The following is a 26,794-nucleotide window of genomic DNA, read 5'->3' as shown; positions in this document are numbered from 1 at the left end:
CGTTTCCTTCCTGTTCACGAGGTTGAGGCCGCGACGAGGACAATCTCGCCCGGCCAATCCGATTGAATCCGTTCGGCTGCGCGCCACGCCCGCAGACCAGTGGCGCAGCAAAGGGCCAATCTTTTTGCTTGTTTAGGCTCTAATCCGGACAATTCGACTGGCGTTAGTCGTTCTGCGCCGGGGTGTATCGGAACCAGCGCTTCATCCGTGCCGCGAAGTTCGATGATCCGGTCTTCGGCCGTGAGTTGGCTGGCAGACAGGAAACGGAAACAGCTTGCGGGTTCTGGCGCATCATCGAAACGGAAACTGTTGCTGCGCAGGGTGCGGGCATCAAAGTTCACCATCTGGCCCAGCGGCGATGGTTGCAGGCCCAGGATCACGCTCAGCGCCATTTGCGCCTGCGTCGCGCCGATCACACCGACAACCGGACCCAAAACACCTGCTGAGGCGCAGCTGGCACCACTGTCGGGCGCGTCCGGAAACAGCGCACGTAAAGACGGCGCGCCGCCGCAAAAGCCGCCCACATAACCTGACAACCCGAGCACCGAGGCACTGATCAGCGGCTTTCCCTGTGCCAGACAGCTGTCCGACAGGACATAACTGGCCGCATAACTATCCGCACAATCCAGGACCACATCCGACCGCGACACCAGATTTGCCGCGTTTTCGCATGTCAGGGCCTGACTTTGGCTGGTGACTTCAAGCTTGGAGTTGAGGTCGCGACAGCGCCGCACCGCAACTTCAGCCTTTGGCAGGCCGATATCCCGTTCCGTGAAAAGCGTTTGCCGGTGCAGGTTCGACAGATCAACGACATCGCCATCAACAACCAAGATGTGACCCACCCCTGCCCCTGCCAACAGCGGCAGAACCGGCGCGGCCAACCCTCCGGCCCCGACGACAAGTACTCGTGCAGCGGACAGGCCCGCCTGCCCTTCGGGCCCCACTTCGGGCAGGATCATCTGGCGTCCGTAACGGTTCATCGCGTGATGCCGATCCATTCGCGCACCCGCGCTTCGGGGTCAGGGTTCAGCGTGATGTCGGTTACTGCCGCGACAATATCGGCCCCGGCCTCGAACACGCCAGGCGCGCGCTCGACCGTCATTCCGCCAATGCCGACCAATGGGATACGCCCTACCCGCGCTTTCCATTCGGTCACGCGGGGCAGACCTTGCTGCCGCCATTTCATCTTTTTCAGGATGGTCGGATAGACAGGTCCGAGCGCCACATAGTCGGGGTCCATCGACAGAACCCGCTCAAGCTCATCATCGTCATGGGTTGAAACACCAAGTTTCAGGCCTGCCCGGCGGATGGCATGCAGATCGGCATCATCCAGATCCTCCTGCCCCAGGTGGACCCAGTCGCAGCCCGCCTCTATTGCCTGCTGCCAATGGTCGTTCACGACCAGTCGGGCGCCGTGGCTGCGGCACAGTTCGAGCGAGATCATAATCTGGGCGCGCACCGCATCATCCGATTGGTCCTTGATCCGCAACTGCACCAGTTTAACGCCCAGAGGCAGCATCCTGTGCAGCCAGTCGGAGTGATCGAAGATCGGATAGAACCGGTCCAACGTCATGACAGAAATGCCTTTCCGATCACTGGCGTTGAAGGTTCGGCCATGTCGCGTGCCTCGATCGGGTCGGCCTTATGGGCCAATTGGCCGGCCTGAACCGCCAATGCCATTGCACGCGCCATCCCCACCGGATCACCGGCACGGGCCACCGCCGTGTTCAGAAGCACGGCGTCATAGCCCAGCTCCATCGCATGCGCGGCGTGGCTTGGACGGCCGATACCGGCATCAATGACAAGCGGTACATCGGGAAACGCAGCCCGCAGCGCCCGCAGCGCATATTCGTTGTTCAGACCGCGCCCGGACCCGATGGGCGCGCCCCACGGCATCAGAACCTCGCAACCCGCCTGCAACAGGCGTTCGCCGACGATCAGATCGTCCGTTGTGTAGGGAAAGACCTGAAATCCATCTTCCGTCAGGATGCGGGCGGCTTCGACCAGTTGAAACACATCCGGTTGCAGGCTGTCGGTATGACCGATCAGTTCCAGCTTGATCCAATTGGTCTGAAAAACCTCGCGCGCCATCTGGGCGGTTGTCACAGCCTCTTTCACCGTGTGGCATCCGGCGGTGTTGGGCAGGACAATGACACCCAGGTCGCGGATCATCCGCCAAAAGCTCTGCCCGGCCCCACCCGCGCCTTCACGGCGCAGGGATACCGTGGCAACACCGGCCCCGCTGAGGCGAAACGCGTGTTCCAGAATGGCCGGACTGGGATACTGCGCCGTGCCCAGCATCAGCGGATTGGGCAGTTCTGTGCCGTAAAAGGTCTTCACGTCAGCCCCCCTGCATCGGGGCGACAACTTCGACCCGGTCACCATCTTCGAGTTTTAGTGCCAGTCGAAGGCTTGAAGGGACGAACTGTTCATTCACAGCGGTAGCTACGCAGCCCGAGAATCCACATTCCGCCAGCAAATCTGACAGGGTTTCTGCGCGGCTTTCGCGCGCCTCGCCATTAAGCACGATCTTCATCGACCATCTCCGAATGTTTGTTTTCCAGCGCCAGATCGGCGACGCCCTGTGCCAACGCGGGCGCAAGCAAGTAGCCATGGCGATACAGGCCATTGGCATAGATCGTTCGACCCAACCGGCGGATGCGAGGCAGGTTGTCGAGAAAAGCGGGGCGAAGATCGACACCGATTTCCAGGATCTCAGCCTCACCAAAGGCCGGGTTCAGCGCATAAGCCGCACTGAGAAGCTCCAACATCGAGCGGGCAGTAATCCGGCCGCTGTCCTCGGATTCGATCATCGTTGCGCCCAGCATGTAGACCCCGTCACCCCGCGGGACGACATAAAGCGGCATGCGCGGGTGCAGCAGTCGCACAGGGCGAGAGAGCGTGACATCCGGGCAGCGGATCACTAGCATCTCGCCTTTGACGCCACGCAGATCATGCAAGATCTCACGCGCGTGCAACCCCCGGCAATCGATCGCATTCTCCAACCGGGAAGGGGCCAGTTTACGGTGAAAGGGCACACCTCTGTCCCTGAGGTGACTGTAGAGGTCCCGCAACGCTTGCCGGGGATCAAGATGGGCCTCTGCCCGGAAGAAGAGACCGTTACCGAAATTGCTCATGTCAGGCTCTAAATTGGAGATTTTTCCACCTCCGATTTCTGAATACCCATCCGTTCGGCGTGCAAAGCGGCGCAGATCCGGTAGGTCGCGCGAATCCGCAACAACCAGCGTTCCGCAACGATGCACCTGCGTTCTGGCGGCCCACCAGTCAATCGCTGTTTGTCCAAGCCGCAGAACCGGCTCCTCGGCATTTTCGTATTCACACCAGGGGGCAAGCATGCCACCCGCCCACCAGGAACAGCCATGTGGACCCGGCGCACCTGCCGGGTCGAATATCTGCACGTCAGCGCCGCGCGATACCAGCTCGGTGGCAACAGTCAGACCGGCTACTCCGGCACCTATGACCGACCAGACAGTCATGCGGGCCAATGCTGATGAAAATGATGAACTGGCCCATGCCCGCGACCGATGTCCAGATCATCGGACCGGGCTATCGCGCCTTGCAGATAGCTGTGCGCATCTGCAACGGCCGTCATCAGCGGTTTTCCCAGCGCCAGCCCGGCAGCAATTGACGCAGACAATGTGCAGCCAGTGCCATGCGTGTTTTTGGTATTTCGGCGCGGTGCCGTGAACTCTGCCACCAAGCCCGAAGCGTCGATCAAGAGATCACGGCAAATGTCGCCGGATCCATGCCCGCCCTTCATCAGAACGGAACCTGCGCCCATGTCACACAAGGCAAGCCCCTGTTTTACCATCTGATCCGGCGTCTCCGCAGCCGGGCAATCCAGAAGGCGTCCGGCCTCGGGCAAGTTCGGCGTCAATAGCGTGGCTATGGGCACGAGCACCGCCCGTAATGTCTCAACCGAGTCTTCCGTCAACAGGGCATCGCCGGATTTGGCGATCATCACAGGGTCCAGAACGATGGGACCACGAAACGCTGCAAGGCTGTTTGCAACACATCGGATGATCTCCGGTGTCGCCAACATGCCAATCTTGACGGCGCTCACGCTCAGATCAGACAGAACGGCATCGATCTGTGCGGCGACAGTATTCAGCGGGATCCCGTGAACGGCGGTAACGGCCCGTGTGTTTTGCGCGGTCACGGCGGTGATCACGCTGGCACAATAAACCCCCAAGGCAGACATTGCCTTGATGTCAGCCTGAATTCCGGCCCCACCGCCACTGTCCGAGCCTGCAATTGTCAGCGCAATAGGCGTCATATCGTTGCTCCATCAAAATTGGGCAACGCGCGCATGGAAAACGTCTGACAATCTGAGACCGTTCCCTACGCCGGTATTGCCCGGATCAGGTTCGATGGGTTAGCGCATTAACGCCTCTCAGCCCTTCGATCAGGGCACCCCAACGGTTGCCCGGACAATCACAGGCACATCAGAAAAATACAAGACTGAATTTGATCTGTTTTATGGCCACCCTGATCCCTTGGGTAAGGCCAAAAGTATTTGCGAGGCTCTGCCTCGCGCTCCGGGATATTTTTGGCCAGATGAAGGAAAGATCCCTTGTTCATCTGGCTCCAAATATCCCGGGGGAGGCGCCCAAAGGGCGGCGGGGGCAGCGCCCCCTACAAAAAAAGCCGCCCGAAACCGGGCGGCTTTGATTGGGAATGCGGTTCCCTTAGCTTTTCATGCCATCCCAGAAGGACTTGACCGACGAGAAAAAGCTTTTTGATTCCGGGTGGTTGTCCTCTCCCAGATCGTCAAACTCACGCAGCAGTTCTTTCTGGCGACTGGTCAGGTTGACCGGTGTTTCCACAGCCAGTTCGATGAACATGTCACCCACGCCAGCGCCACGCAGGGCGGGCATTCCCTTGCCACGCAAACGCATCTGGCGGCCCGACTGGCTACCTGCCGGGATCTGCACCCGGCCACGACCGCCATCGATGGTGGGCACTTCGATCGAACCACCCAGAGCGGCCTTGGCCATGCTGACCGGCACGCGGCAATAGAGGTTTATGCTGTCGCGCTCAAACAGCTTGTGATCGGACACTTCGACAAAGATATACAAATCGCCCGGGGGGCCACCACGCATTCCGGCCTCACCCTCACCCGCCAGACGGATGCGGGTTCCGGTTTCGACACCGGCTGGAATATTGACGGACAGCGCCCGTTCTTTTTCCACCCGACCCGCGCCGCCGCAGGATTTGCAGGGATTCTTGATGATCTGACCCAATCCCGAGCAGGTCGGACAGGTGCGTTCAACGGTGAAAAAGCCCTGTTGCGCGCGGACCTTGCCCATACCCGAACAGGTCGGGCAGGTGGTCGGTTCAACGCCGCTTTCAGCGCCCGATCCATCACAGGCCGAACAGGCCACGGCAGCGGGCACGTTGATGGTTTTTTGCAGGCCCGCAAACGCCTCTTCCAGCGAGACGCGCAGGTTGTAACGCAGGTCGGAACCGCGCGCTGCACGACGGCCACCGCCACCGCGCTGGCCACCCATGAAATCGCCGAACAGGTCGTCGAACACGTCTGAAAACGCGCTGGAGAAATCGCCCTGACCAAAGCCACCGCCGGGTCGGCCGCCGCCACCCAAGCCGTTTTCAAAGGCGGCATGGCCAAAACGGTCATAGGCAGCCTTGCGTTCTGCGTCTTTCAGAACGTCATAGGCTTCGTTCGCTTCCTTGAACTGCGCCTCGGCTTCCGGGTTGTCCTTGTTGCGGTCGGGATGCAACTCTTTGGCTTTCCTGCGAAAACCTTTCTTGATCTCGTCCGCCGATGCACCCTTGGACACGCCGAGTACATCGTAATAGTCGCGTTTTGACATCAGTGTTTCCTTCTGCCTCAACGTAAACGGGCCGGCCCGGTATCCGGACCGGCCCGAATTGGCCCGGTTACCCGTTAGTTACGCTTGTCGTCGTCCAGATCTTCGAACTCGGCGTCGACAATATCGTCATCACCCGGAGCGGCGTCCGCAGCTGCCGGTTCATCCTCGGCCTCTTCGGACTGCGCCTTGTAGATGGCCTCGCCCAGTTTCATGGCCGCTTCGGTGACGTTCTGGATGCCCGATTTGATCTTGTCGGCGTTTTCGGTTTCCAGCTCGTCTTTCAGCGCGGCAATTGCCAGCTCGATGGCCTCGATGGTGGTCGGGTCGACCTTGTCGGAATGCTCTTCCATCGACTTCTCGGTCGAGTGGATGAGGCTTTCCGCCTGGTTCTTGGCGTCGACCAGCTCGCGGCGTTCCTTGTCGGCTTCCGCGTTCTCTTCAGCGTCCTTGACCATCTTTTCGATGTCCTCGTCGGACAGACCGCCCGAGGCCTGGATGGTGATCTTCTGTTCCTTGCCGGTGCCTTTGTCCTTGGCCGAAACCGAGACAATGCCGTTGGCGTCGATGTCGAAGGTCACCTCGATCTGCGGCATGCCGCGCGGTGCGGGCGGGATGTCTTCGAGGTTGAACTGACCCAGGATCTTGTTGTCCGAAGCCATCTCACGCTCACCCTGGAACACGCGGATGGTTACGGCGTTCTGGTTGTCTTCGGCGGTCGAGAAAACCTGGGACTTCTTGGTCGGGATCGTGGTGTTGCGGTCGATCAGACGGGTGAACACGCCACCCAGGGTTTCGATGCCCAGCGACAGCGGGGTCACGTCCAGCAGAACCACGTCTTTGACGTCGCCCTGCAGAACACCGGCCTGAATGGCGGCACCCATGGCAACAACTTCGTCCGGGTTCACACCTTTGTGCGGCTCTTTACCGAAGAATTTGGTGACCTCTTCGATCACTTTCGGCATCCGGGTCATACCACCGACCAGAACAACCTCGTCCACGTCAGCAGCCGACAGACCGGCGTCTTTCAGAGCGGCGGCGCAGGGCTTCATCGACTTCTTAATCAGGTCGCCAACCAGCGATTCCAGCTTGGCGCGGGTCAGTTTCATGACCATGTGCAGCGGCTGGCCGTTCGAACCCATCGAGATGAACGGCTGGTTGATTTCGGTCTGCGAGGTCGAGGACAGCTCGATCTTGGCTTTTTCAGCAGCTTCTTTCAGACGCTGCAGCGCCATCTTGTCGGCAGACAGGTCGACGCCGTGTTCCTTTTTGAACTCGTCCGCCAGGTAGTTGACGATGCGCATGTCAAAGTCTTCACCACCCAGGAAGGTGTCACCGTTGGTCGATTTGACCTCGAACAGGCCGTCGTCGATTTCCAGGATGGTCACGTCGAAAGTACCGCCGCCAAGGTCATAGACTGCGATGGTTTGAGTGTCTTTCTTGTCCAGACCATAGGCCAGCGCGGCAGCTGTCGGTTCGTTGATGATCCGCAGCACTTCCAGACCGGCGATTTTACCGGCGTCTTTGGTGGCCTGACGCTGTGCGTCGTTGAAGTATGCCGGAACGGTGATAACCGCCTGCGTGACTTCCTCACCCAGATAGCTCTCGGCGGTTTCCTTCATCTTACCCAGAGTGAAGGCCGAGATCTGGCTTGGGGAGTACTTTTCGCCGCGGGCTTGGACCCACGCGTCGCCATTGCCGCCATCAACGATGGCGTACGGCACCATTTTCTTGTCTTTTTCGACTTCGGCATCATCCACACGACGACCGATCAGACGCTTGACGCCAAAGATCGTGTTGTCGGGGTTGGTGACCGCCTGACGTTTTGCAGGCTGACCGACCAGTCGCTCATCTTCGGTGAAGGCGACGATCGAGGGCGTGGTCCGCGCCCCTTCGGCGTTTTCGATGACTTTCGGCTGCGAGCCGTCCATGATGGCCACGCACGAGTTTGTGGTACCAAGGTCAATCCCGATTACTTTACCCATATTTTCAATCCCTTTCTCTTCAAGGCGATGTCCCGAGGCCGGGACCCGTTATGGCATCCCTGCCCCGATCTGCATTGCGTAATGGCCCTACACCATTGCGCGTCCCGGCGTATATAAGGGCGCGACGAAAGGCCTGCAAGCGGTGTAAAACGCAGGTTTTCGGGATTTTGTGGCCTTTTTCGGCAAGGTTTTGGCAAGGATTGAGGATTCTGGGATGGCCCGGCTGATTTTGCGCGGATTCGACATCAGAAAGGGCTGGCTGGATGCATCGGCCCAGACGCAACTGATCGAAACGCTGCGCCCGATTCTGAAAGCAGCGCCACTGGTGCGGCCAGTGACGCCGCAAGGCAAGGCGATGTCGGTGCGCATGACCTCGGCCGGGGCCGTTGGCTGGGTCACGGACCGGGATGGCTACCGGTATCAAACACAGCACCCGCAAGGGAAGGCCTGGCCTGACATTCCCGAACCGATCCTGAACCTGTGGCACGACCTTGCCAGCCGCGAACGCGACCCCGATTGCTGTCTGATCAATTATTACGGGGAAGGCGCCCGGATGGGTCTGCATCAGGACAAGGACGAGGCCGATTTTTCCTGGCCGGTTCTTTCGGTTTCGCTGGGGGATGATGCGCTTTTTCGGATCGGCAACACCACCCGAGGCGGCAAGACCGAGTCGATCTGGCTGAACTCGGGCGACGTTGTCATCATGGGCGGGCCGGCACGGCTGACTTATCACGGGATCGATCGCATCCGCTTCGGATCTTCCAAACTCTTGCCAAAAGGCGGGCGGATCAACCTGACGCTGCGGGTGGCCCGTTAGCGGCGTGCGTCCCAGCTTTGAGACACGTGTTTGCGTGTAAAGAACTCACCCAACAGCCCGATCATCAACAGCGCTATGCCGACCCATAAGGCATATTCCCAGTTTGTGTTCCGTGGAAAATAGTTGCGGAAAATGAAGCCCCGGGCCTGGTCGATGATGTGAAACAGCGGGTTCCAGGCGAACATCATCAGGATATAGCCGCCCAGCGCATTGGCGACGAACATCTTGCCCGAGAACACCATGTTCAGACGCCGATAGATGTTTTTCAACATCTCCGCCGTTCTTGGAAACCACGGCTTCAGGGCCATCAGGTTCAAACCCACCGTGCATCCCACAAACCACGACAGGATCAGCATTCCGAAGGCGCCGCCTGGGTCCAGAATATCCAAAGGTTCAACCGCGACATGATACACGAACAGGATCACCAGAATCGAAACGAGCTGCGTGTAAAGCGCGCCGAAGGCCGCCGCCAGCAGCATGATCATCGGATTCATCGGCGAATGCAGCATCATCGGATTGTTCCCCGGCGCAATACCGGCAATCGCGGATACCGACTTTACATGCATGATGAACATGAAAACGCCCGACAGCATGTAAAGCACGAAGTTGCCGCGGATTTTGGCAATCCGTCCCCCCATAAATGACAGGATCAGGTAGAAGACAGTGGCCAGAATGACGATCTGCATGATGTTGATAAAAATCGCGATAACAGCATTCGAATGTTGCGAGCGTATCTGCCGCACGACGGCGTGAAACACCAGTTCCGCCGTGGTGAAGGCACCGCCCAAAAGCGTTTGGTTGCGCTTGTAATAAAACACCCGACGCGTCTTTCCTGCTTCTTTGCCCAAAAACTGGCACGAAATTCTTGCCGTTCCGTAACCGTCACATCATAAGTCCAACAGGACATTGGATCAACAAATCCCAGGAACGGAGCATTTTTGTGACCTACGACGCGTTAATTCCCGTCATCAGACGCCTTGCCCTGCAAGCAGGGAACAAGATCATGCAGATATATGAGGCGGATGATTTCGACGTGAAGGTCAAATCCGATAGCAGCCCCGTGACCGAAGCGGACGAGGCAGCAGATGCCCTGATCTCGGCCGGTCTGCGCGAAGCCTTTCCCGATACCCTTCTGGTGACCGAGGAACAGGCGGCCTCGCACACGCAGAAGGGTGATACGTTCCTGATCGTCGATCCGCTGGACGGCACTAAGGAATTCATCAATCGGCGCGGCGATTTCACCGTCAATATCGCGCTGGTCGAAAACGGCGTTCCCACGCGCGGCGTTGTTTATGCACCTGCCCGGGGCCGCATGTTCTACACGCAGGCCGATGGCCGGTCGGTCGAAGAAACAGGTGCGCTTGAGATGGACATTATCGGGGACGTTACGCCAATTTCAGTGTCTGAACCGGACAATTCCGCCCTTTTGGTCGTGGCCTCGAAATCGCATCGGGACCAGGCGACCGAGGATTACATCAACAAATATCAGGTGAAGGACAGCAAAAGCGCCGGCTCGTCGCTCAAGTTCTGCCTTGTGGCCACTGGCGAGGCCGACATCTATCCACGGGTTGGCCGCACGATGGAGTGGGACACCGCCGCCGGACACGCGGTTCTGGCCGGCGCCGGGGGCAAGGTCGTTCGCTTCGACGATCATTCACCGCTGACCTATGGCAAGGAAGACTATGCAAATCCGTTCTTCATTGCCTACGCTCCGGGTGTGGAACTGAAGGAAGCCTGATGTCTGTACTGATCGCAATCCCCGCCCGTTACGCGTCGACCCGCTATCCGGGCAAACCGCTGGTGCCGCTGACCGGTGCAAATGGCGTGTCCATGACCCTGATCGAAAGATCCTGGCGCGCTGCGTGTTCGGTATCCGGCGTGGACCGCGTAGTAGTGGCCACAGACGATGACCGCATTCGTGACGTGTGCGAAGGGTTTGGGGCGGAAGTGGTCATGACCTCCGAGACCTGCGGTAACGGCACGGAACGCTGCGCCGAAACCCATGCCAATCTGGGTTCGGGTTACGAGATCGTCGTCAATCTGCAGGGAGACGCGCCGCTGACACCGCATTGGTTCGTCGAAGATCTGATCGCGGGGTTACGTACGGCCCCTGACGCGGCTGTGGCCACGCCGGTCCTGCGCTGTGACGGTGATGCGCTGAACAGCCTGCTGAATGATCGCAGGAACGGACGGGTCGGCGGCACAACCGCCGTGTTCGGTGCAGATCACAGCGCGATGTATTTCTCGAAAGAGGTGGTCCCCTTTACCACGGCCACTTATGCGGGTGACGAGCCAACCCCGGTGTTCCATCACGTGGGTGTTTATGCCTATCGACCCGATGCGCTGGCCGCTTATTCCGACTGGCCGGTGGGGCCGCTGGAGAAACTGGAAGGACTGGAGCAGCTTCGGTTCATGGAGAACGGCCGCAAGGTTTTGTGCGTCGAGGTTGAGGCCAAGGGCCGCCAGTTCTGGGAACTGAACAACCCGCAAGACGTGCCAAAGATCGAAGAAATGATGGCCGCGATGGGGTTGGATTGAACGTTTTTCCCCATTTCACCGCCTCCTTTCATGGCCTAGTGTTTTTTGACGTTCGGAAATTGGATCACCCATGACAGTTGTTCTTGTCACCGGCGGCGCCGGATATATCGGGTCGCATGCCTGCAAGGCCCTTGCTGCCGCAGGCTATACGCCTGTGACATATGACAACCTGGTTACGGGCTGGCAGGACGCGGTTAAATTCGGGCCGTTCGAGCATGGTGATCTGCTGGACCGAAGCAGGCTGGAACAGGTGTTTGCCAAATACCGTCCCGCAGCGGTGATGCATTTCGCCGCCCTCAGCCAGGTGGGCGAAGCGATGGCGCAACCCGGCAGATACTGGGCGAACAATGTCACCGGTTCGCTGAACCTGATCGAAGCAGCCGTCGAAGCCGGATGTCTGGATTTCGTCTTTTCGTCGACCTGTGCCACTTACGGCGATCAGGACAACGTAGTGCTGGACGAAAACGCGCCACAGAACCCGGTGAATGCCTACAGCTCCTCGAAACGCGCGATTGAGGATATTCTGCATGATTTCGGGGCCGCGCACGGGCTGAATCACGTCATTTTCCGCTATTTCAACGTTGCAGGAGCTGATCCAGACGCAGAAGTTGGCGAGTTTCACCGGCCCGAAACCCATCTGGTGCCGCTGATGCTGGATGCCATCGACGGCAAGCGGGATGGTCTGACCGTGTTCGGAACCGATTACGATACGCCGGACGGCACCTGTATCCGCGATTACGTTCATGTCTGCGATCTGGTCGATGCCCATGTTCTGGGGCTTAAATGGCTGGAAAACGGCAAAGGCAACCGGGTGTTCAACCTGGGGACCGGGTCGGGGTTTTCGGTGATGGAAGTGATCGAGCAATCCGGGGCGGTCACCAACCGAACAGTGCCCCATACGATCGGACCCCGTCGCGCCGGGGATTGTACGCGGCTGGTTTCGGGCTCGGACCGGGCGGAACAGGAACTGGGCTGGCGGCCGAAAAGATCAACGTTAGAGACGATTGTCCGGGACGCATGGCGCTGGCACCAGACCGGACACTACGAGAAATGAGGGTCATGTGACCGCGCACCCGGTACAGGATCTGCCATCCATTGGCTGGGCGCAGATGTACCGGTTGCGGCTGAAACGCCGTGGGCTCTTGTGGCGCTCATTCCGAAGCCGTCGCCAGCTGTCCTGTCTTGAGGACCGCACGGAGAAAATCGGTAAGGGAGATATTCTGGCTTTTACCACACTGCGCAACGAGATGACGCGGCTGCCGTGGTTTTTTGAACACTACCGAACCCACGGCGTGGATCATTTTCTGATCGTGGATAACGGCAGCGACGACGGATCGACCGAATATCTGTTGGAACAACCCGATGTTTCGGTCTGGAACACGACGGCCAGCTACCGTGCCGCGCGGTTTGGCCTGGACTGGTTGACCTGGCTGCAGATGAGATACGGGCACGGGCACTGGACCTTGATGGCTGATGCGGACGAGTTGCTGATTTACGCCCATCACGAGACCAGATCGCTACATGATCTGACCGCATGGCTGGAGTCGCACGGGCAGGAGGCCTTTGGCGCGCTGATGCTGGATCTGTATCCGCAAGGGCCGCTGGGGGATCAAAGCTATGACCCCGAGACCGACCCGACCCGGGTACTGGACGGGTTCGACAGCGGTCCCTACCGGGTGCAGCGTCAAAGCCCGCTGGGTAATCTTTGGGTGCAGGGCGGAGCCCGCGAGAGGATGTTCTTCTCAAATGCCCCGCGTCGGTCGCCCACGCTGAACAAGATCCCTCTTGTACGCTGGTCCCGGCATTATGCCTTTGTAAACTCGTGCCATTCCGCGCTGCCGCGCCGGTTGAACACCACCTATGACGGCCCGGGGGGGACTGTGGCCTCGGGTATCCTGCTGCACACCAAATTCCTGCCGGATGTCGTCGACAGGTCCGAAACAGAGAAGACCAGGCGTCAGCATTTTCATGATCCGGACCAATTCGGGCCATATTACGATGGCATAATTGCGCAGCCTGTCATGTGGACAGAGCGATCAGAGCACTACGCCGGATGGCAGCAATTGCGATCGCTGGGGCTGATGAATGACGGGGGCTGGAACTGAATTGCCGCCTTCCCGACAGAATTGCAACGCCCCCGGCTAACAACTTTTAAACCCGTTGCCTCGCAAGATGCATAGGTGGCATAAAACGGCAATGGCTCGGATCCACTCAGGCTTGAACAGGCCCCGGGCCTGCTCGCGTAAAAATAAGGGTTGGGCAGTCGCGTGAGCCTGTTGGATTCATATAGAATGAGGCTTCGGCGCAAGCGCCGTCTCGTGCGCTGTGTGCGTAAACGGCGTGAGTTGCGCGCGGTTTCGAACAACACCGCGCAAATACAGCGTGGCGATGTCCTGCTGATGAGCGTTGTGCGCAACGAAAAGATCAGGCTACCGTTCTTTCTGGACTATTATCGCAACCTGGGCATCAATCACTTCCTGTTTGTCGATAACGACAGCGATGACGGAACCTGCGCCTTTCTTGAGGCGCAGCCGGATGTGTCCGTCTGGCAGGCCGAGGCCAGCTATAAACGCGCATCCTTTGGTCTGGACTGGTCGAACTATCTGCTGCGCAAATACGCGCCCGATCACTGGGTCCTGACGGTCGACCCGGATGAGTTCTTCATTTACCCGTTTTGTGACACCCGCCCGATCCGCGCGTTGACGGACTGGCTGGATGGCTGTGCCGTGCGCAGCTTTGGCACCATGCTGATCGACATGTATCCGCAGGGTCCGGTCGATGAGGCGCCATATCAAGAAGGGCAGGATCCGTTCGAAATCGCGAACTGGTTCGACTCGGGCAACTACATGATTACGCGGAACCCCGATTATGGAAATCTGTGGATTCAGGGCGGCCCCCGCGCGCGGGTGTTCTTTCAGGACAACCCCTCAAAAGCTCCGGCGCTGAATAAGATACCACTTGTCAAATGGGACAAGCGCTATGTCTATGTCAGCTCGACCCATTCCCTGCTGCCGCGCGGGCTGAACCAGGTCTATGACGAATGGGGCGGTGAAAAGGCCAGCGGCGCGTTGCTGCATGCCAAGCTGATCAACACTCTGGGCGACAAGGCGCGCGAAGAACTGCACCGCGGCCAGCATTATCGCGGCTCGGGCGAGTACCGGGCCTATGCCCAGCGGCTGGAAGGCAAACCGGTTTTCTGGTGCGACTGGTCCGAGAAATACATCAACTGGAGACAGCTTGAGATTCTGGGCCTCATGTCGAAAGGAAACTGGGCATGAGCGGTCTGGGCGTCGTCATGCTGGTGCATACAGCACTGGATCGGGCCGAGCAGGTCGCGCGTCACTGGACAGCGTCCGGCTGCCCGGTGGTGATCCACGTGGATCGCAAGGTTCCCGACAAGGCATTTGCCGAGTTTTCCGAGGCCTGCGCCGACAATCCCCTGATTGTATTCTCGGACCGGCATGCCTGCGAATGGGGCGGCTGGGGCATCGTCGCAGCCTCGCAATGCGCGGCAACGCTGATGCTTGAACAGTTCCCGGATGTACGCCACGTATTTCTGTCATCCGGGGCCTGTCTGCCCCTGCGGCCCGTGCAGGAGCTGATCGACTATCTGTCGGACCGCCCGCGCGTCGATTTCATCGAAAGCGCGACCACCGCCGATGTCAGCTGGACCATCGGCGGTCTGGATCATGAACGATTCACCCTGCGGTTCCCGTTTTCCTGGCGCAAGCGCCGCAAATTGTTTGACACTTACGTCAAATTTCAACGTGCCCTGGGCTTGCGGCGTCGTATCCCGGACGGGCTGGTCCCGCATATGGGCAGCCAGTGGTGGTGCCTGACCCGGCAGACCCTGTCGGCCATCCTGCAGGACCCCAAACGTCCCGTGTATGACCGCTATTTCCGCCGCGTCTGGATACCCGATGAAAGCTATTTCCAGACGCTGGCAAGGCTCTATTCAACGCATATCGAAAGCCGCTCGCTGACCTTGTCCAAGTTCGACTATCAGGGTCGGCCGCACATATTCTATGATGACCACCTGCAATTGCTGCGCCGTTCGGACTGTTTTGTGGCCCGCAAGATCTGGTGGAAGGCCGACCGGCTGTATCAGTCGTTTTTGACCGATCAAGCTGGGGCGATGAAACCGGCCGAGCCAAATCCGGGCAAGATCGACCGGGTATTTTCCAAAGCGGTCGAGCGGCGCATGCGCGGGCGCGACGGGCTTTACATGCAAAGCCGGTTTCCCCGACATGGCAGCGAAAACGGCCTGACGTCGTTTCCATATTCGGTATTTCAGGGCTTTTCCGACCTTTTTGAAGATTTCGAAACCTGGCTGGAAAACACGACAAACACACGCGTGCATGGTCATGTGTTCAGCCCTGAACGGGCAGAGTTTGCAGGTGATCAGACGATCACCAACGGCGCACTCAGCGATTGCGCGACATTGCGCGACTACAACACGAAGGCTTTCCTGTCGAACCTGATCTGGAATACTCGCGGCGAAAGACAGTGTTTTCAGTTCGGCCCGGCGGACACGCAGGATATCAACTGGTTTCTGGCGCGCGACAAGAACGCACAGATTTCAGTGATCACCGGAGCCTGGGCAATTCCTCTGTTCCGGTCGAACCGGAACTTCGCCGACATCCGCAACGAGGCCGCGCGCCTGCAACAGATCGAAAGCAAACAGCTTGAGGTTCTGACCTCGGTCTGGACCAAGGCGCGGGTGCGCACCTGGTGTCTGGCAGAGTTTGTCGAATCTCCGATCGAGGCGCTGCACGAGGTGATAGACGAGATCGGGACCCAGCAACCGAGCCACCTGATTGAGGCGCCGAAGATGGTTGATCTGTCCGGCTTCGGTCAATTCCTGCAAAACCTGAAGAACCAAGGAATGCACCCGTATCTGATGGGCGATTTCCCGGTGGACGACCTGTTTGGCGGCCAGACCAAACCGTTCCGAAAACCTTATTTGGTTCAATAAGTCGCCATGTCCGGTCCCTGGGATTACTTCATCGTTCTTGGCGCCATGCGCACGGGATCCAACCTGCTGGAAGCCAATCTGAACGCACTGGAGGGCGTGACCTGCCACGGAGAGGCGTTCAATCCGTATTTCATCGGCCGATTGAAGTCCGAGGAATTGCTGGGTGTTTCGCTGGACGAACGCGACCAAAATCCCGACCTGTTACTGGACGCCATCAAAGCAGCCCCCGGCGCACTGAACGGGTTTCGCTATTTTCAGGGGCACGATCCCCGCGTGCTGGAGCCTGCGCTGAACGACCCGCGCTGTGCCAAGATTGTTCTGACGCGAAATCCGCTGGACAGCTACATCTCACTGAAAATTGCGCGGGAGACCATGCAATGGCAGTTGAAGAACATAAAGCGCCGCCGCGATGCTCTGGTCACGTTTCAGGCTGAAGAGTTCTCGGACTACCTGGATCAGCAGCAGGAATTTCAACTGTTGCTGCTGAACCAGCTGCAGAAAACCGGGCAGACCGCATTTTTCCTGGCCTATGACGACCTTAACCGACTGGATATTCTGAACGGGCTGGCATCGTGGTTGGGGGTACAGGCGCGGCTGACGGCGCTGGACGACACGCTCAAACCCCAGAATCCCGGTCCCGCCCTTTCCAAAGTCACAAACCCTGAGGAATTGGAACAGGCGTTGTCCGGAATGGACATGTTCAACCTGCATCGTAACCCGGGATTCGAGCCGCGCCGTGGGCCGGCAGTAGGCCAATACGTCACTGCCGCCCGGACACCTTTGATGTATCTTCCCCTGCGCGGCGGAAACGACGACGTGGTGACGGCTTGGATGGCCGATCTTGATGGCAGCGCGCCGGTCACGAACCGCAATCGCAGGCAAATCCGGCAATGGCAGGAGGCCAACCCCGGTCACCGGAAATTCAGTGTCTTGCGCCACCCTTTGGCGCGGGCCCATACCGCGTTCTGTTCAAAGATTCTAAGTACCGATCCAGGTGCCTATGCTTCCATCCGAAATACCCTGCGCAACCGTTTCAAAATGCCCATTCCCGGCCAGATCCGTGACGGTAATTACCCCTTGGAACAGCACTATCAGGCGTTTGCGGCCTTTCTGAAATTCCTGCACCACAATCTGTCCGGGCAAACGTCCATTCGGGTGGACGGCGTTTGGTGCAGTCAGGCGCAGGCGCTGGAGGGGATGTCGGCCTTTGCGCTGCCCGATCTGATCCTGCGGGAAGATGAAATGGCCGCTGCCCTGCCGGAACTGGCGCGCAAAACGGGCCATCCTTCACCCCCCCAACCGGCAACATGTGCGCCGGACACCCCCTACGCGCTGGATCAGATTTATGACGCAGAACTGGAAGCGCTGGCGGTTGAAACCTACCAGCGCGACTATCGGCAATTCGGGTTTGGAGACTGGAAACCGATCTAGGATCAGGGGCGCAGGGTGATCAGCGTGCCCTTGTTCACCATCGCGTAAATCTCTTCGATTTCTTTGTTTTTTACGGCGATACAGCCTGCCGTCCAGTCGGGCGTCTTACGGGAGCGGCGGATTTCAGACCTGAGGCTGGGCTCACCATGAATGAAGATGTCACCGCCCGGATCGACGCCTGCGGCTTTGGCCTGCGCAATGTCTTCCGAATTCGGGTAGGAAATCCCGATCGACAGGTGATAGCGGCTGCGCGGGTTACGGCGGTCAATCAGGTACGACCCTTCGGGTGTGCGGCCATCGCCGCGTTTTGTCTTGGTGCCTTGGGGCGCAAAGCCCAGCGCGACATCGTATTCTTTCAGTATCCGTTCGTTGTGCAACAGATACAGCTTGCGCGCGCCCTTGTTGACGACCAGCGACGTCACCTCGGGTCCGCGATATGTCAGAAATTTCGGGTTGGCGGATGCACATGCCGAAAGGGCCAGCGTCGCCATCGCCCCTAATCCAAATACTCGACGATCCATATATTCACTGCCTGCTTCTGCTTTTTTGCGATGATTATGCCAGAAAACGCAAAATTTGAAATCACTTTTTGCTGTTCAACTGCCTGCTCAGGAGGCGCTCGATGGTTTCCAGACGCTCCAGAACCTCATCGCGGTAGGCATCGGTTTTGACTTCATCCTCGGCATGGTGGGCATCCTGCATCGAGTTGACGATCAGACCGACCAGCAGGTTCACCACGGCAAAAGTCGTAACCATGATGAAGGGCACAAAGAAAATCCACGCGTAGGGATAGACCTCCATCACAGGGCGGACGATGCCCATCGACCAGCTTTCCAGCGTCATGATCTGAAACAGCGTATAGGCGGACAGGCCCAGATCACCGAACCAGTCCGGGAAAGACTGAGAGAACAGCTTGGTCGCGATGACGGCGCCGATATAAAACAGGATCGCCATCAGCAGAACCCGCAAGATACGCAGCGCCCGCAGCACTGACAGGCCCGCACCACCGGGAATGAGGGCGATACCCACAATCAGAAAATCGAAAATATTCCAGCCGCTTTGAAAGAACCGCCGACCGGTTGCCACAAGCTTCATGGCAATCTCGGCCACAAAGACTGTCAGGCACAGGCTGTCCAGCGTCACGATCAGGGGGCCTGCGCGTTCCATCAGACTCGGCGAAGTTTCCATGCCCAGCAAGATGGCGTTAAAGATGATGACACCGGTGATGAAACGCCCGAATGCCGGGGCTTCGATGACAGTCGAAAGGCGCTGGGTGATCCCCATTGTGAATATCTCCGGTCTGATCATTGTGCTGGGCCTAAAGTGAACCGCGCGGCAAGTTCGGTGTGTGACGACCACCGAAATTGGTCAACGACCTGTACCCATTCAAGGGCATATCCGGCATCAACCAGAATTTTTGCATCCCGCGCAAAGGTCACGGGGTTGCAGGACACATAGGCCACGACCGGACGCAGCGCCTGCGCCAGTTCGGCCACCTGCGCCTGCGCGCCCGCACGAGGCGGGTCCAGCACAATGGCGTCAAAGGACTTGAGCTCATCCGGCATCAAGGGTCGGCGAAACAGATCGCGGGCCTCGGTCGTGATCCGTTTCAGACCTTTGGACTTGCGCCAGCCCTGGTCCAGCGCCTTGGTCATCGCCGCTTCGCCTTCGACAGCGTGAACCTCGGCCTGTTCCGCAAGCGGTAACGAGAACGTACCGCAACCCGCAAACAGATCAGCGACGCGCTTCGCGCCCTGCGTGGCCTGCAAAACCGCCTGTATCAGAGCCTGTTCTCCGTCCTTCGTGGCCTGCAGGAATGCGCCGGGCGGCGGGGTGACTTCGGCCTCGCCAAACCTCTGGAACGGAGGCGTGCGCATGGCGATCACCTCGCCATCCCAGGCCAGCCTTGCCAGCCCGTTTGCCTCAGTCGCCTGCGCCAGTGCCAGTTCCAGCGGTCCGTCCAGCGGCTTGCCGCCCTGAACGGATACATCCAGGCCGGCCTCGGACAATGTCAGCGTCACGGCCAGCATGCCTTTTCGGCTGCCGCCCAGAACGGCCAACGCCTCGGCAACGGGGATGGCAGCGACCAGCGCCGGGTCGAGCAACTGGCAATCGGGGATCTCGGTGATCGTGTCCGAAGCGCGCCCGTGAAACCCGGCCAACGTTCCCTTTTTTGTTCGACGCACCGCGATTGTTGCCCGACGGCGCGACCGTTCCGGCGACGTATGGATCGGACGCATGGGCGCGCTCAGGTCCTGTGCTGCCAGTGCGTTGCGCACCACTTCGACCTTCCAGTCCGCGACAAAACTGTCGGCCGCATGTTGCAACTGGCATCCGCCACAGGCTTTGTAGTGGCGGCACGGCGCCTTGACCCTGTTTTCCGATGGGGCGTCCACGCGGATATCGCCGAGAATCTGGCCCTGCAACGTACCGCTGACCGCTTCTCCCGGCAGGGTACGCGGCGCATAGACCGGGCCTTCGGCGATGCCGTCGCCTTGATGGCCAAGACGGGTGATGATGAATTGCTGCGTCATGCGTGGCCTGATACCGGGGCTGCGCACGCAACAAAACCCCTGACCGAACGCTTTGCGCCTTATTCCGCCGCTTCGGCCTGAATGAAGCCACCCGACTGCCGGTGCCAGAACCGGGCATAAAGCCCACCCTGTTCCAGCAGCGCCTCGTGGGTGCCGCTTTCCACGATGCGTCCATGATCCAGCACGATAATCCGGTCCATCTCGATCAGGGTCGACAGGCGATGGGCGATGGCCAGAACGGTTTTGCCCTGCATGACGCGATGCAAGGCGGCCTGGATCGATGCCTCAACCTCGGAATCCAGCGCCGAGGTTGCCTCGTCCAGAACCAGTATCGGCGCATCCTTCAGAATGGCGCGGGCCAGTGCGATTCGCTGGCGCTGACCACCGCTAAGCTTGACGCCCCGCTCCCCCAAATGCGCTTCATAACCGGTTCGACCCTGCGCATCCTCAAGCCCGAGGATGAATTCATGCGCTTCGGCCTTCCGCGCGGCGGCGATCAGTTCGGGTTCCGTGGCGTCGGGTCGGCCATACAGAATATTTTCACGGGCCGAGCGGTTGAACATCGCCGTTTCCTGCGTGACCATCCCGATCTGGCTGCGCAGGCTGTCCTGCGTCACCTTAGAAACGTCCTGTCCATCAATCAGGATCGCGCCCTCTTCCCGATCATAAAGCCGTAGCAGCAGGGAAACCAAAGTCGATTTTCCGGCCCCCGAGGCACCAACCACACCCAGCTTTTCGCCGGGCGCGACGGCCAGGTTCAGATCAGCAACCCCACCGATATCCCGACCATAGGCGAAACTGACATTTTCAAAAGAGATGCGACCTTCGGTGACGCTCAGATGCGTTGCGCCGCTGCGGTCTTCGATCCGGTCCCGCCTGGTCAGTGTCTTCATGCCATTCTCGATCTCGCCGACATTGGCATAAAGGCCCATCAGCGTGAAACTGACCCAGCCTGTCATCTGCGCGATCCGGATCGACACCGCGCCTGCCGCGACGATGTCGCCCGCCGTGGCAATGCCTGCCTGCCACAACCAAAGTGTGGCTCCCAGCAAAAGCACAGGCAACACGCCTGCCAACGCCATCAGGATGGATCGGAAACTGGCCGAGAGCCAACCGAAATCCAGCGACTTTTCGCGCAGGGTCATCATGGCGTCACGCGCGGCCTGATCTTCGTTGTCGGAATGGGCGAACAGTTTGACCGTCTTGATGTTCGTGATGGTATCCACCACCTGCCCCGACACCATGGCCCGGGCTCCTGCCCGCGCGGCCGAACGCAGCCGGATGCGCGGTAAGTACCATCGGATCAACAGCAGATACACCGCAAGCCATCCGGCAAAAGGCAGCATGACCAGCGGGTGAATCGACCCTAACAAAAACAAAGATCCCGCAAGCGAGGTCAGCGCAAAAACGATTGCACTGATGACATCCGACACCACTGACGCCATTGCATTCGACGTCTGCATCTGTTTCTGCGCGATCCGACCGGCAAAATCGTCATCGAAATAGGTCGTCGACTGGCCCAGCGTCCAACGATTCAGCCGGGCCAGAACCAGCGGCGTAATGTTGGGCATCACAACGTAATTGTTCGAGAAGGACGACAAGGCCGCGATGATGGGCCGCAACAGCATCAAAAAGATTGCGGCACCACCGAAGGCCCACAGGTTCCGTTCATTGAACAGGTTCTCCGGCCCGCTGGTGGTGGCAATGTCGATCACCTTTCCCAGTATCCACGCGGTGGCCACTTCTGCTGCTCCGCCCAGCATGGAAAGGAACGCCGCCACAAACAGGATCGGCCAGGACCCCGCCAGGCACCAGCGAATGAACGCCCCCAACTTCTGCGGTGGGGGCGTTTCAGAGCCTTTGAAAGGGTCGATGAGGTTTGCAAGCCTCATTCAGCAGCCTCTGGGTTCAGGAAGCCGCCAGACTGCCGAGCCCAGAACTGCGAGTAAAGCCCGCCCTGCGACAGCAGTTCAGAGTGCCTGCCCTGTTCCACGATCCGGCCCCCATCCATTACCAGAATGCGATCCATCTGCGCGATGGTGCTGAGCCTGTGGGCGATGGCGATTACGGTTTTACCTTGCATCATGCCGTAAAGAGTTTCCTGAATTGAGGCTTCGACCTCGGAATCTAGGGCAGAAGTCGCCTCGTCCAACAACAAGATCGGCGCGTCCTTCAGGATCACCCGCGCCAGCGTGACCCGCTGACGCTGACCGCCACTTAGTTTCACTCCGCGTTCACCGACATGGGCATCGTAGCCGGTGCGCCCTTGCGGGTCCTGCAGGTCAAGGATGAAGTCATGCGCCTCGGCCTGTTTGGCGGCGGCGATCATCTGATCTTCCGTGGCATCGGGACGACCATAGAGGATGTTGTCCCGCACCGATCGATGCAACAGCGCACTGTCCTGCTGGACCATGCCGATGTGGCTGCGCAGACTGTCCTGCGTGATGTTGGCGATGTTCTGATTGTCGATCAGGATTGCACCGCTCTCGACGTCGTAAAACCGCAAAAGCAGCTTGACCAGGGTCGATTTCCCGGCCCCCGACCGCCCGATCAGGCCGATTTTTTCACCCGGACGGATTGTCAGATCGACGTGATCCAGACCGCCGGTTTCCCGGCCATAGTGATGCGACAGGTCGCGGATTTCGATCTGGCCTTTGGTCAGCTGCAAATCGTCGGCCTTCGGTGCGTCCAGCAGGTCGATGGGCTGCGCAATCGTTTCCATCCCTTCGGCAACGATACCGAGCTGGCGGAAAAAACTGGTCAGCGCCCACATGATCCAGCCGGTCATGGCATTCAGCCGCAGGGTCAGGGCGGTGGCGGCGGCAACCACACCGACCGTTGCGCTGCCCTGCATCCACAGGGAAATGGCCCAGCCCACAACGCCGACGATCAGCAGACCGTTCAGCGTGACCAGAACGGCATCCATCACGGTGAAGATCCGCATCTCGATCTGAAAGGTCCGCCGCGTTTCCTCGATCGCTTCGCGGGCGTAGTCGAGCTCCTGCGTATCGTGCGCGAACATCTTCACCGAATGGATGTTGGTGTAGCTGTCCACCACCCGCCCGGTCACGTTCGAGCGCGCATCAGACGCCGCCTTTGACGCCGGTTGCACTCTCCGCACGGTCCACCGGACCAGAGCTGCATAGAGCGCGAACCAGATCAGCAGCGGGATCAGAAGGCGCGCGTCTGCCGCATAAAGCAGGATTGCCGCACCGATCAGATAGGCCAGCGAAAAGGAAATCGCGTCGAAGACCTGAAAAATCACCTCGCCAGCAGCCGGAGGGGTTTGCATGATCCGGTTTGCGATACGTCCGGCAAAGTCGTTTTCAAACCAGCCAACAGACTGGCGCAGCACGTGTTTATGCGCGCGCCACCGGATCAGGGTGCCAAAATTCGGCAGGATCGCGTTGTTCAGCAGCAGCACGTCCACCACATGCAACAAAGGCCGCAGGAACAGGACAAAGACCGCCATCAGGATCAGTTCCGTGCCGTGCGCCTGCCAAACCTCGGTGGGCGATCCGCTGAGCAGGTCCACGACGCGCCCCATATAGTAGATCAGACCGATCTCGACCCCGGCCACGATGACAGAAATCAGCGCCGTCCAGATGAAGATCCTGTAGAACGGGCTCGAATAGTCCAGCATGAATGGCCACAGCCGCGTCGGCGGTGTGTCGGTCTCGGTATAGGCGACAAAAGGGTCAACAAGGTTTTCGAAATAGCGAAACATGGAGAGTGCTCCGATTGAGCATAAACTAGGGGCGTGCGAAGAAAGATGGCGCCAGAACACCACCCTTACGGGTCAAAGTGTTCCGGCTTTAGCCGAACCAGATCCCGTAATACATTCGCATTCCTCCATCCATGTGACAGGGGCAAGTAACCACAAACGATTTGACTTGTCATCCCTTTTTGAGACCTCGCGCTAATCGGCAAGCAGCTCTTTGCGGCTTAGCCGGAAGCCCGACTCGATCCAACGGCGCTCCAGTTCGGCAAGTTTCTGGCCCAGTGCGGGCCCGGAAAAATCGGGGATCAGGTCCGTTGCACCGATTGGAAAACGGGCCGCCGCGCCAGCTTTCAACTGCTGTTTCAGGTCATCCGACCAGGGTTGTTCCAGCAACGCACAGCGCAGCAGGGTTTCATGCAATCCACCCTCTTCGCCATAGCGATAACCCAACTCGGCCACGCTTGCGGTCCCCGAGGCCTCTTCCCGCATTCGGGTCAGCCGCTGCAGTTGCGCCCGGCTAAGGCGCAGGGTCGCGGCGTCTTCGGGTGTTGCAATGGCTGCCAGCCTGCGTACAGCATCAGGGGACGCGCCGGCCTGCTGTTCCAGTGCAATCAGCGGCGCCAGTGATCTGTCATCCGCCCCGGGCAGCACTTGCATCAGAACGCCGGTACTGCGCATTCCCGCCACCGACGGTGCGGGATCAGGGGCTGCCAGCAACTTCAGCAACTCGGCCCCGACCCGTTCGCGCGACAGTTGACGCAGCCCGTCCGGGTTAGCCGCAATCGCCGCCAGCGCATCCTGATCGAACCCGGCCTGCGGATCGCCATACCAGGCGTGAAACCGGAAAAAGCGCAGGGATCGCAGGTAATCCTCGCGAATGCGGTGTTCGGCGGTTCCGATAAAACGGACCCGACGGGCCTGCAGATCGGGCAGGCCGTTCAACGGGTCAAGAACCGTCCCGTCCGGCGCGGCATAGATCGCATTCATGGTGAAATCACGGCGGGCGGCGTCTTCTTCCACCTTATCCGAAAATGCCACAACGGCCCGGCGACCGTCCGTTTGCACGTCCCGGCGGAACGTGGTGATTTCATGCGCGACGCCGTGACAAACGACCGTGATGGTTCCGTGATCAATCCCGGTAGGGATAGCCTTGAGCCCCGCTTTCCGGGCAAGCTGCATGACCCGTTCCGGCGGCGCATCTGTGGCGATGTCGATATCCGACACAGGTTCGCCCAACAAAGCGTTGCGCACGCAACCACCGACAAACAACGCCTGCGCCCCGGTTTCTGTCAGGGCCGCACAGACCTTCTGCGTTGCCGGTTCCGTAACCCAGGGTTCAATAATCCGCTTCATTCATTCAACCGTGCTGCCAATCCCCGCAACATGCGGGCCGTTGCGCCCCAGATGTAATAAGGACCGAACGGAACCGTGAAATAGTGCCGTCTCTGGCCCCTCCAACGACGCGATTCCACGATATAATTCGCAGGGTTGAGGACATGTGCAAGCGGAACCGAGAAAACTTCCTCCACCTCACCGGGTTCGGGGATCGGGGTGAAAGGCCGCCGCAATATGGCGACGACCGGTGTCACCTGAAACGATGTCACGGTCTCATGCGCGGGCAGGTGTCCCAGGATTTCGGGCAGTTCAGGTGGCAGCGCGATCTCTTCGCGGGCTTCGCGCAGGGCCGTAGCAGTGACGTCGGCATCGTCACCGTCCTGCTTGCCACCCGGAAAGGCGATCTGCCCGGGATGGTGTTTCAGGGCCGACGACCGTTTGGTCAGGATCAGGCGCGGCTGCTCCCCGACCAGCGAAATCGGCACCAGCACACCCGCAGGACGCAGTTTCCGCCCCGGCGGAAGAACCGCATCCGGGTTCAGGTCAAAATCGCTGGACCCGCCACCCGGTCGGCGCAGGGCCGCCCTGAGCTGTTCAGTCAGGTCATGCACCGCCGGACTCTTTGGCATCGAAACCCACGGTTTCGGGGTCAAGCACGTAATGTGCGCCACAGAACTGGCAGTCAGCCGTCACCAGACCTTCGGGCGTGGTCATCTTTTCGATGTCCTTGGCGGAATAGATCGACAGGCTCTGCCGTACACGGTCCTCGGAACAGGTACAGCCAAACTGAACGGCTTGCGCGTCATAAACGCGAGGCTGTTCCTCGTGAAACAGGCGGATCAACAGGTCCGTGGGTGCCACCGAAGGCCCGATGAGCTCCAGATCTTCGACCGTATCCAGCAAGATATTGACCCGGCCCCAGTTTTCGCCTTCTTCGCCGTCGACAAAATCCGTTGCCGTCAGGATTTCGCCCTCGCCCTGACTGCTCGCCACAAAGGGCGAGGCCTTGGGCATATGCTGCAACATGACGCCGCCCGCGCGCCAGTGTTCGCCGACGCCGGGTTCAGTCGATTTGCCAAAACTCAGCGAAAACCGGGTTGGCAATTGCTCGGATTGCGCAAAATATGCCTCGGCGCAGGCGCTAAGCGAGCCGCCGGCCAGCGGTGTGATGCCCTGATAGGGCTGTGTGCCTTTCCCCTGATCGATCAGAATCGCGAAATAGCCTTCGCCCACCTGATCAAACGGCGCGGCATCGGTCAGCCGATCGCGGTCAAAGCTTGCATAAGCGCGGATGCGGGCAAGCTCACCCTCTTTTTGAGGCGCGTAATAATCCGTTGCGATCATCCGCACCGCACCCTTGGACTGTACCTGCAGCGAAAGCTTCCAGCGCAACGCGACGGTCTGTCCGATCAGCGCGGTCAGCAGGGCCATCTCGGCCACCAATGCCTCGACCTTTTCGGGATAGTCGTGCTGTTTCAGGATGCCGTCCAGAACGCCATCCAGACGGGCCACGCGGCCGCGCACATCCGATACATCGAGTTGAAAGGGCAGGACGGTGTCGTCCCACGCGATTTTCGTTCCAAGAGACATGGGGTTTCCTTACACG

Annotated in this window: 25 protein-coding genes and 1 riboswitch; of the genes, 8 read left to right on the top strand and 17 right to left on the bottom strand. The window is 59.4% G+C overall.

The window, feature by feature from the left end:
- Positions 1 to 14: 14 nt before the first annotated feature.
- The 8 genes from AC2FIR_RS15605 to dnaK all read right to left on the bottom strand — a co-directional run bounded on the left by AC2FIR_RS15605 (position 15) and on the right by dnaK (position 7,837).
- Positions 15 to 980: a HesA/MoeB/ThiF family protein gene (locus AC2FIR_RS15605; protein WP_496747049.1), complete on the bottom strand. Its 966-nt coding sequence runs from the start codon at positions 978 to 980 to the stop codon at positions 15 to 17.
- Entirely contained in the window at positions 977 to 1,573 is a 597-nt protein-coding gene (locus AC2FIR_RS15600) for a thiamine phosphate synthase (protein WP_496747015.1), read from the bottom strand. Before AC2FIR_RS15600 ends, AC2FIR_RS15605 begins: the two co-directional genes overlap by 4 nt.
- Entirely contained in the window at positions 1,570 to 2,340 is a 771-nt protein-coding gene (locus AC2FIR_RS15595; protein ID WP_496747014.1) for a thiazole synthase, read from the bottom strand. Before AC2FIR_RS15595 ends, AC2FIR_RS15600 begins: the two co-directional genes overlap by 4 nt.
- 1 nt (position 2,341) lies before the next feature.
- The gene (gene thiS / locus AC2FIR_RS15590; protein ID WP_321249930.1) at positions 2,342 to 2,536 is read right to left on the bottom strand and encodes a sulfur carrier protein ThiS; all 195 of its coding nucleotides are present in this window, start codon (positions 2,534 to 2,536) and stop codon (positions 2,342 to 2,344) included.
- Positions 2,520 to 3,497 (bottom strand): FAD-dependent oxidoreductase, encoded by a 978-nt coding sequence (locus AC2FIR_RS15585; protein ID WP_496747013.1) that lies wholly within the window; start codon positions 3,495 to 3,497, stop codon positions 2,520 to 2,522. Before AC2FIR_RS15585 ends, thiS begins: the two co-directional genes overlap by 17 nt.
- Complete coding sequence (gene thiD / locus AC2FIR_RS15580) at positions 3,494 to 4,297, bottom strand: bifunctional hydroxymethylpyrimidine kinase/phosphomethylpyrimidine kinase (RefSeq protein ID WP_496747011.1); 804 nt, start codon at positions 4,295 to 4,297, stop codon at positions 3,494 to 3,496. The genes AC2FIR_RS15585 and thiD overlap by 4 nt, the downstream gene beginning before the upstream one ends.
- A 45-nt stretch (positions 4,298 to 4,342) precedes the next feature.
- Positions 4,343 to 4,449: riboswitch (TPP riboswitch) on the bottom strand.
- Positions 4,450 to 4,709: 260 nt separating this feature from the next.
- The gene (gene dnaJ, locus AC2FIR_RS15575) at positions 4,710 to 5,855 is read right to left on the bottom strand and encodes a molecular chaperone DnaJ (RefSeq protein WP_496747009.1); all 1,146 of its coding nucleotides are present in this window, start codon (positions 5,853 to 5,855) and stop codon (positions 4,710 to 4,712) included.
- Between the two features lie 74 nt (positions 5,856 to 5,929).
- On the bottom strand, positions 5,930 to 7,837 hold the full coding sequence (dnaK, locus tag AC2FIR_RS15570) for a molecular chaperone DnaK (protein WP_321249926.1): 1,908 nt from the start codon (positions 7,835 to 7,837) through the stop codon (positions 5,930 to 5,932).
- A gap of 214 nt (positions 7,838 to 8,051) precedes the next feature.
- Between dnaK and AC2FIR_RS15565 the strand changes: the two genes are divergently transcribed.
- Positions 8,052 to 8,654, top strand: coding sequence for an alpha-ketoglutarate-dependent dioxygenase AlkB (locus AC2FIR_RS15565; protein WP_170824986.1), 603 nt, complete (start codon positions 8,052 to 8,054; stop codon positions 8,652 to 8,654).
- Here AC2FIR_RS15565 and AC2FIR_RS15560 read toward each other — a convergent pair.
- Positions 8,651 to 9,472, bottom strand: a complete 822-nt coding sequence (locus tag AC2FIR_RS15560; protein ID WP_170824985.1) for an ABC transporter permease — start codon at positions 9,470 to 9,472, stop codon at positions 8,651 to 8,653. The genes AC2FIR_RS15565 and AC2FIR_RS15560 overlap by 4 nt on opposite strands.
- A gap of 122 nt (positions 9,473 to 9,594) precedes the next feature.
- On the opposite strand from AC2FIR_RS15560, the gene cysQ reads away from it, so the two are divergent.
- The 7 genes from cysQ (at position 9,595) to AC2FIR_RS15525 (ending at position 17,598) form a co-directional block, all read left to right on the top strand.
- The gene (gene cysQ / locus AC2FIR_RS15555; protein ID WP_480813415.1) at positions 9,595 to 10,392 is read left to right on the top strand and encodes a 3'(2'),5'-bisphosphate nucleotidase CysQ; all 798 of its coding nucleotides are present in this window, start codon (positions 9,595 to 9,597) and stop codon (positions 10,390 to 10,392) included.
- Positions 10,392 to 11,192, top strand: a complete 801-nt coding sequence (locus AC2FIR_RS15550) for a 3-deoxy-manno-octulosonate cytidylyltransferase (RefSeq protein ID WP_496762651.1) — start codon at positions 10,392 to 10,394, stop codon at positions 11,190 to 11,192. The genes cysQ and AC2FIR_RS15550 overlap by 1 nt, the downstream gene beginning before the upstream one ends.
- A 70-nt stretch (positions 11,193 to 11,262) precedes the next feature.
- Complete coding sequence (galE, locus tag AC2FIR_RS15545) at positions 11,263 to 12,246, top strand: UDP-glucose 4-epimerase GalE (protein ID WP_496747007.1); 984 nt, start codon at positions 11,263 to 11,265, stop codon at positions 12,244 to 12,246.
- Between the two features lie 7 nt (positions 12,247 to 12,253).
- Positions 12,254 to 13,297, top strand: a complete 1,044-nt coding sequence (locus AC2FIR_RS15540; RefSeq protein ID WP_480912277.1) for a glycosyltransferase family 2 protein — start codon at positions 12,254 to 12,256, stop codon at positions 13,295 to 13,297.
- A gap of 186 nt (positions 13,298 to 13,483) precedes the next feature.
- Positions 13,484 to 14,470 carry a glycosyltransferase family 2 protein gene (locus AC2FIR_RS15535; RefSeq protein ID WP_496747005.1) on the top strand — a complete coding sequence of 329 codons (987 nt, stop codon included), beginning with the start codon at positions 13,484 to 13,486 and terminating at the stop codon, positions 14,468 to 14,470.
- A complete protein-coding gene (locus tag AC2FIR_RS15530) occupies positions 14,467 to 16,167 on the top strand; it encodes a DUF5927 domain-containing protein (RefSeq protein WP_496747004.1) in 1,701 nt (566 codons plus the stop codon). The genes AC2FIR_RS15535 and AC2FIR_RS15530 overlap by 4 nt, the downstream gene beginning before the upstream one ends.
- A gap of 6 nt (positions 16,168 to 16,173) precedes the next feature.
- A complete protein-coding gene (locus tag AC2FIR_RS15525) occupies positions 16,174 to 17,598 on the top strand; it encodes a nodulation protein NodH (RefSeq protein WP_496747003.1) in 1,425 nt (474 codons plus the stop codon).
- 2 nt (positions 17,599 to 17,600) lie between these two features.
- Here AC2FIR_RS15525 and AC2FIR_RS15520 read toward each other — a convergent pair whose 3' ends face one another.
- The 8 genes from AC2FIR_RS15520 to hslO form a co-directional block, all read right to left on the bottom strand.
- Entirely contained in the window at positions 17,601 to 18,119 is a 519-nt protein-coding gene (locus AC2FIR_RS15520) for a L,D-transpeptidase family protein (RefSeq protein WP_170612703.1), read from the bottom strand.
- Positions 18,120 to 18,180: 61 nt separating this feature from the next.
- A complete protein-coding gene (locus AC2FIR_RS15515) occupies positions 18,181 to 18,882 on the bottom strand; it encodes an ion transporter (RefSeq protein WP_496762649.1) in 702 nt (233 codons plus the stop codon).
- A 20-nt stretch (positions 18,883 to 18,902) separates the two neighbouring features.
- A complete protein-coding gene (locus AC2FIR_RS15510; protein ID WP_496747001.1) occupies positions 18,903 to 20,132 on the bottom strand; it encodes a class I SAM-dependent RNA methyltransferase in 1,230 nt (409 codons plus the stop codon).
- Between the two features lie 59 nt (positions 20,133 to 20,191).
- Positions 20,192 to 22,024 carry an ABC transporter ATP-binding protein gene (locus tag AC2FIR_RS15505; protein WP_496747000.1) on the bottom strand — a complete coding sequence of 611 codons (1,833 nt, stop codon included), beginning with the start codon at positions 22,022 to 22,024 and terminating at the stop codon, positions 20,192 to 20,194.
- On the bottom strand, positions 22,021 to 23,859 hold the full coding sequence (locus AC2FIR_RS15500; RefSeq protein WP_480907294.1) for an ABC transporter ATP-binding protein: 1,839 nt from the start codon (positions 23,857 to 23,859) through the stop codon (positions 22,021 to 22,023). The genes AC2FIR_RS15505 and AC2FIR_RS15500 overlap by 4 nt, the downstream gene beginning before the upstream one ends.
- Positions 23,860 to 24,051: 192 nt before the next feature.
- Positions 24,052 to 25,206 carry a CCA tRNA nucleotidyltransferase gene (locus AC2FIR_RS15495; protein WP_496762645.1) on the bottom strand — a complete coding sequence of 385 codons (1,155 nt, stop codon included), beginning with the start codon at positions 25,204 to 25,206 and terminating at the stop codon, positions 24,052 to 24,054.
- Positions 25,203 to 25,817, bottom strand: coding sequence for a CoA pyrophosphatase (locus AC2FIR_RS15490; RefSeq protein WP_170612715.1), 615 nt, complete (start codon positions 25,815 to 25,817; stop codon positions 25,203 to 25,205). The genes AC2FIR_RS15495 and AC2FIR_RS15490 overlap by 4 nt, the downstream gene beginning before the upstream one ends.
- Complete coding sequence (hslO, locus tag AC2FIR_RS15485; protein ID WP_496746998.1) at positions 25,792 to 26,778, bottom strand: Hsp33 family molecular chaperone HslO; 987 nt, start codon at positions 26,776 to 26,778, stop codon at positions 25,792 to 25,794. The genes AC2FIR_RS15490 and hslO overlap by 26 nt, the downstream gene beginning before the upstream one ends.
- Positions 26,779 to 26,794: the final 16 nt, after the last annotated feature.

It is taken from the genome of Ruegeria sp. CDSB136 (assembly GCF_059610965.1).
Note: the sequence above shows the minus strand (reverse complement) of the source record. Positions and strands in the feature narration are given on the sequence as shown.

Coding starts and splice junctions, on each gene's coding strand:
- AC2FIR_RS15605 (WP_496747049.1), bottom strand. CDS start 980: ATGAACCGTTACGGACGCCAGATGATCCTGCCCGAAGTGGGGCCCGAA.
- AC2FIR_RS15600 (WP_496747015.1), bottom strand. CDS start 1,573: ATGACGTTGGACCGGTTCTATCCGATCTTCGATCACTCCGACTGGCTG.
- thiS (WP_321249930.1), bottom strand. CDS start 2,536: ATGAAGATCGTGCTTAATGGCGAGGCGCGCGAAAGCCGCGCAGAAACC.
- AC2FIR_RS15585 (WP_496747013.1), bottom strand. CDS start 3,497: ATGACTGTCTGGTCGGTCATAGGTGCCGGAGTAGCCGGTCTGACTGTT.
- thiD (WP_496747011.1), bottom strand. CDS start 4,297: ATGACGCCTATTGCGCTGACAATTGCAGGCTCGGACAGTGGCGGTGGG.
- dnaJ (WP_496747009.1), bottom strand. CDS start 5,855: ATGTCAAAACGCGACTATTACGATGTACTCGGCGTGTCCAAGGGTGCA.
- dnaK (WP_321249926.1), bottom strand. CDS start 7,837: ATGGGTAAAGTAATCGGGATTGACCTTGGTACCACAAACTCGTGCGTG.
- AC2FIR_RS15565 (WP_170824986.1), top strand. CDS start 8,052: ATGGCCCGGCTGATTTTGCGCGGATTCGACATCAGAAAGGGCTGGCTG.
- AC2FIR_RS15550 (WP_496762651.1), top strand. CDS start 10,392: ATGTCTGTACTGATCGCAATCCCCGCCCGTTACGCGTCGACCCGCTAT.
- galE (WP_496747007.1), top strand. CDS start 11,263: ATGACAGTTGTTCTTGTCACCGGCGGCGCCGGATATATCGGGTCGCAT.
- AC2FIR_RS15535 (WP_496747005.1), top strand. CDS start 13,484: ATGAGGCTTCGGCGCAAGCGCCGTCTCGTGCGCTGTGTGCGTAAACGG.
- AC2FIR_RS15530 (WP_496747004.1), top strand. CDS start 14,467: ATGAGCGGTCTGGGCGTCGTCATGCTGGTGCATACAGCACTGGATCGG.
- AC2FIR_RS15525 (WP_496747003.1), top strand. CDS start 16,174: ATGTCCGGTCCCTGGGATTACTTCATCGTTCTTGGCGCCATGCGCACG.
- AC2FIR_RS15520 (WP_170612703.1), bottom strand. CDS start 18,119: ATGGATCGTCGAGTATTTGGATTAGGGGCGATGGCGACGCTGGCCCTT.
- AC2FIR_RS15515 (WP_496762649.1), bottom strand. CDS start 18,882: ATGGGGATCACCCAGCGCCTTTCGACTGTCATCGAAGCCCCGGCATTC.
- AC2FIR_RS15510 (WP_496747001.1), bottom strand. CDS start 20,132: ATGACGCAGCAATTCATCATCACCCGTCTTGGCCATCAAGGCGACGGC.
- AC2FIR_RS15505 (WP_496747000.1), bottom strand. CDS start 22,024: ATGAGGCTTGCAAACCTCATCGACCCTTTCAAAGGCTCTGAAACGCCC.
- AC2FIR_RS15500 (WP_480907294.1), bottom strand. CDS start 23,859: ATGTTTCGCTATTTCGAAAACCTTGTTGACCCTTTTGTCGCCTATACC.
- AC2FIR_RS15495 (WP_496762645.1), bottom strand. CDS start 25,206: ATGAAGCGGATTATTGAACCCTGGGTTACGGAACCGGCAACGCAGAAG.
- AC2FIR_RS15490 (WP_170612715.1), bottom strand. CDS start 25,817: ATGCCAAAGAGTCCGGCGGTGCATGACCTGACTGAACAGCTCAGGGCG.
- hslO (WP_496746998.1), bottom strand. CDS start 26,778: ATGTCTCTTGGAACGAAAATCGCGTGGGACGACACCGTCCTGCCCTTT.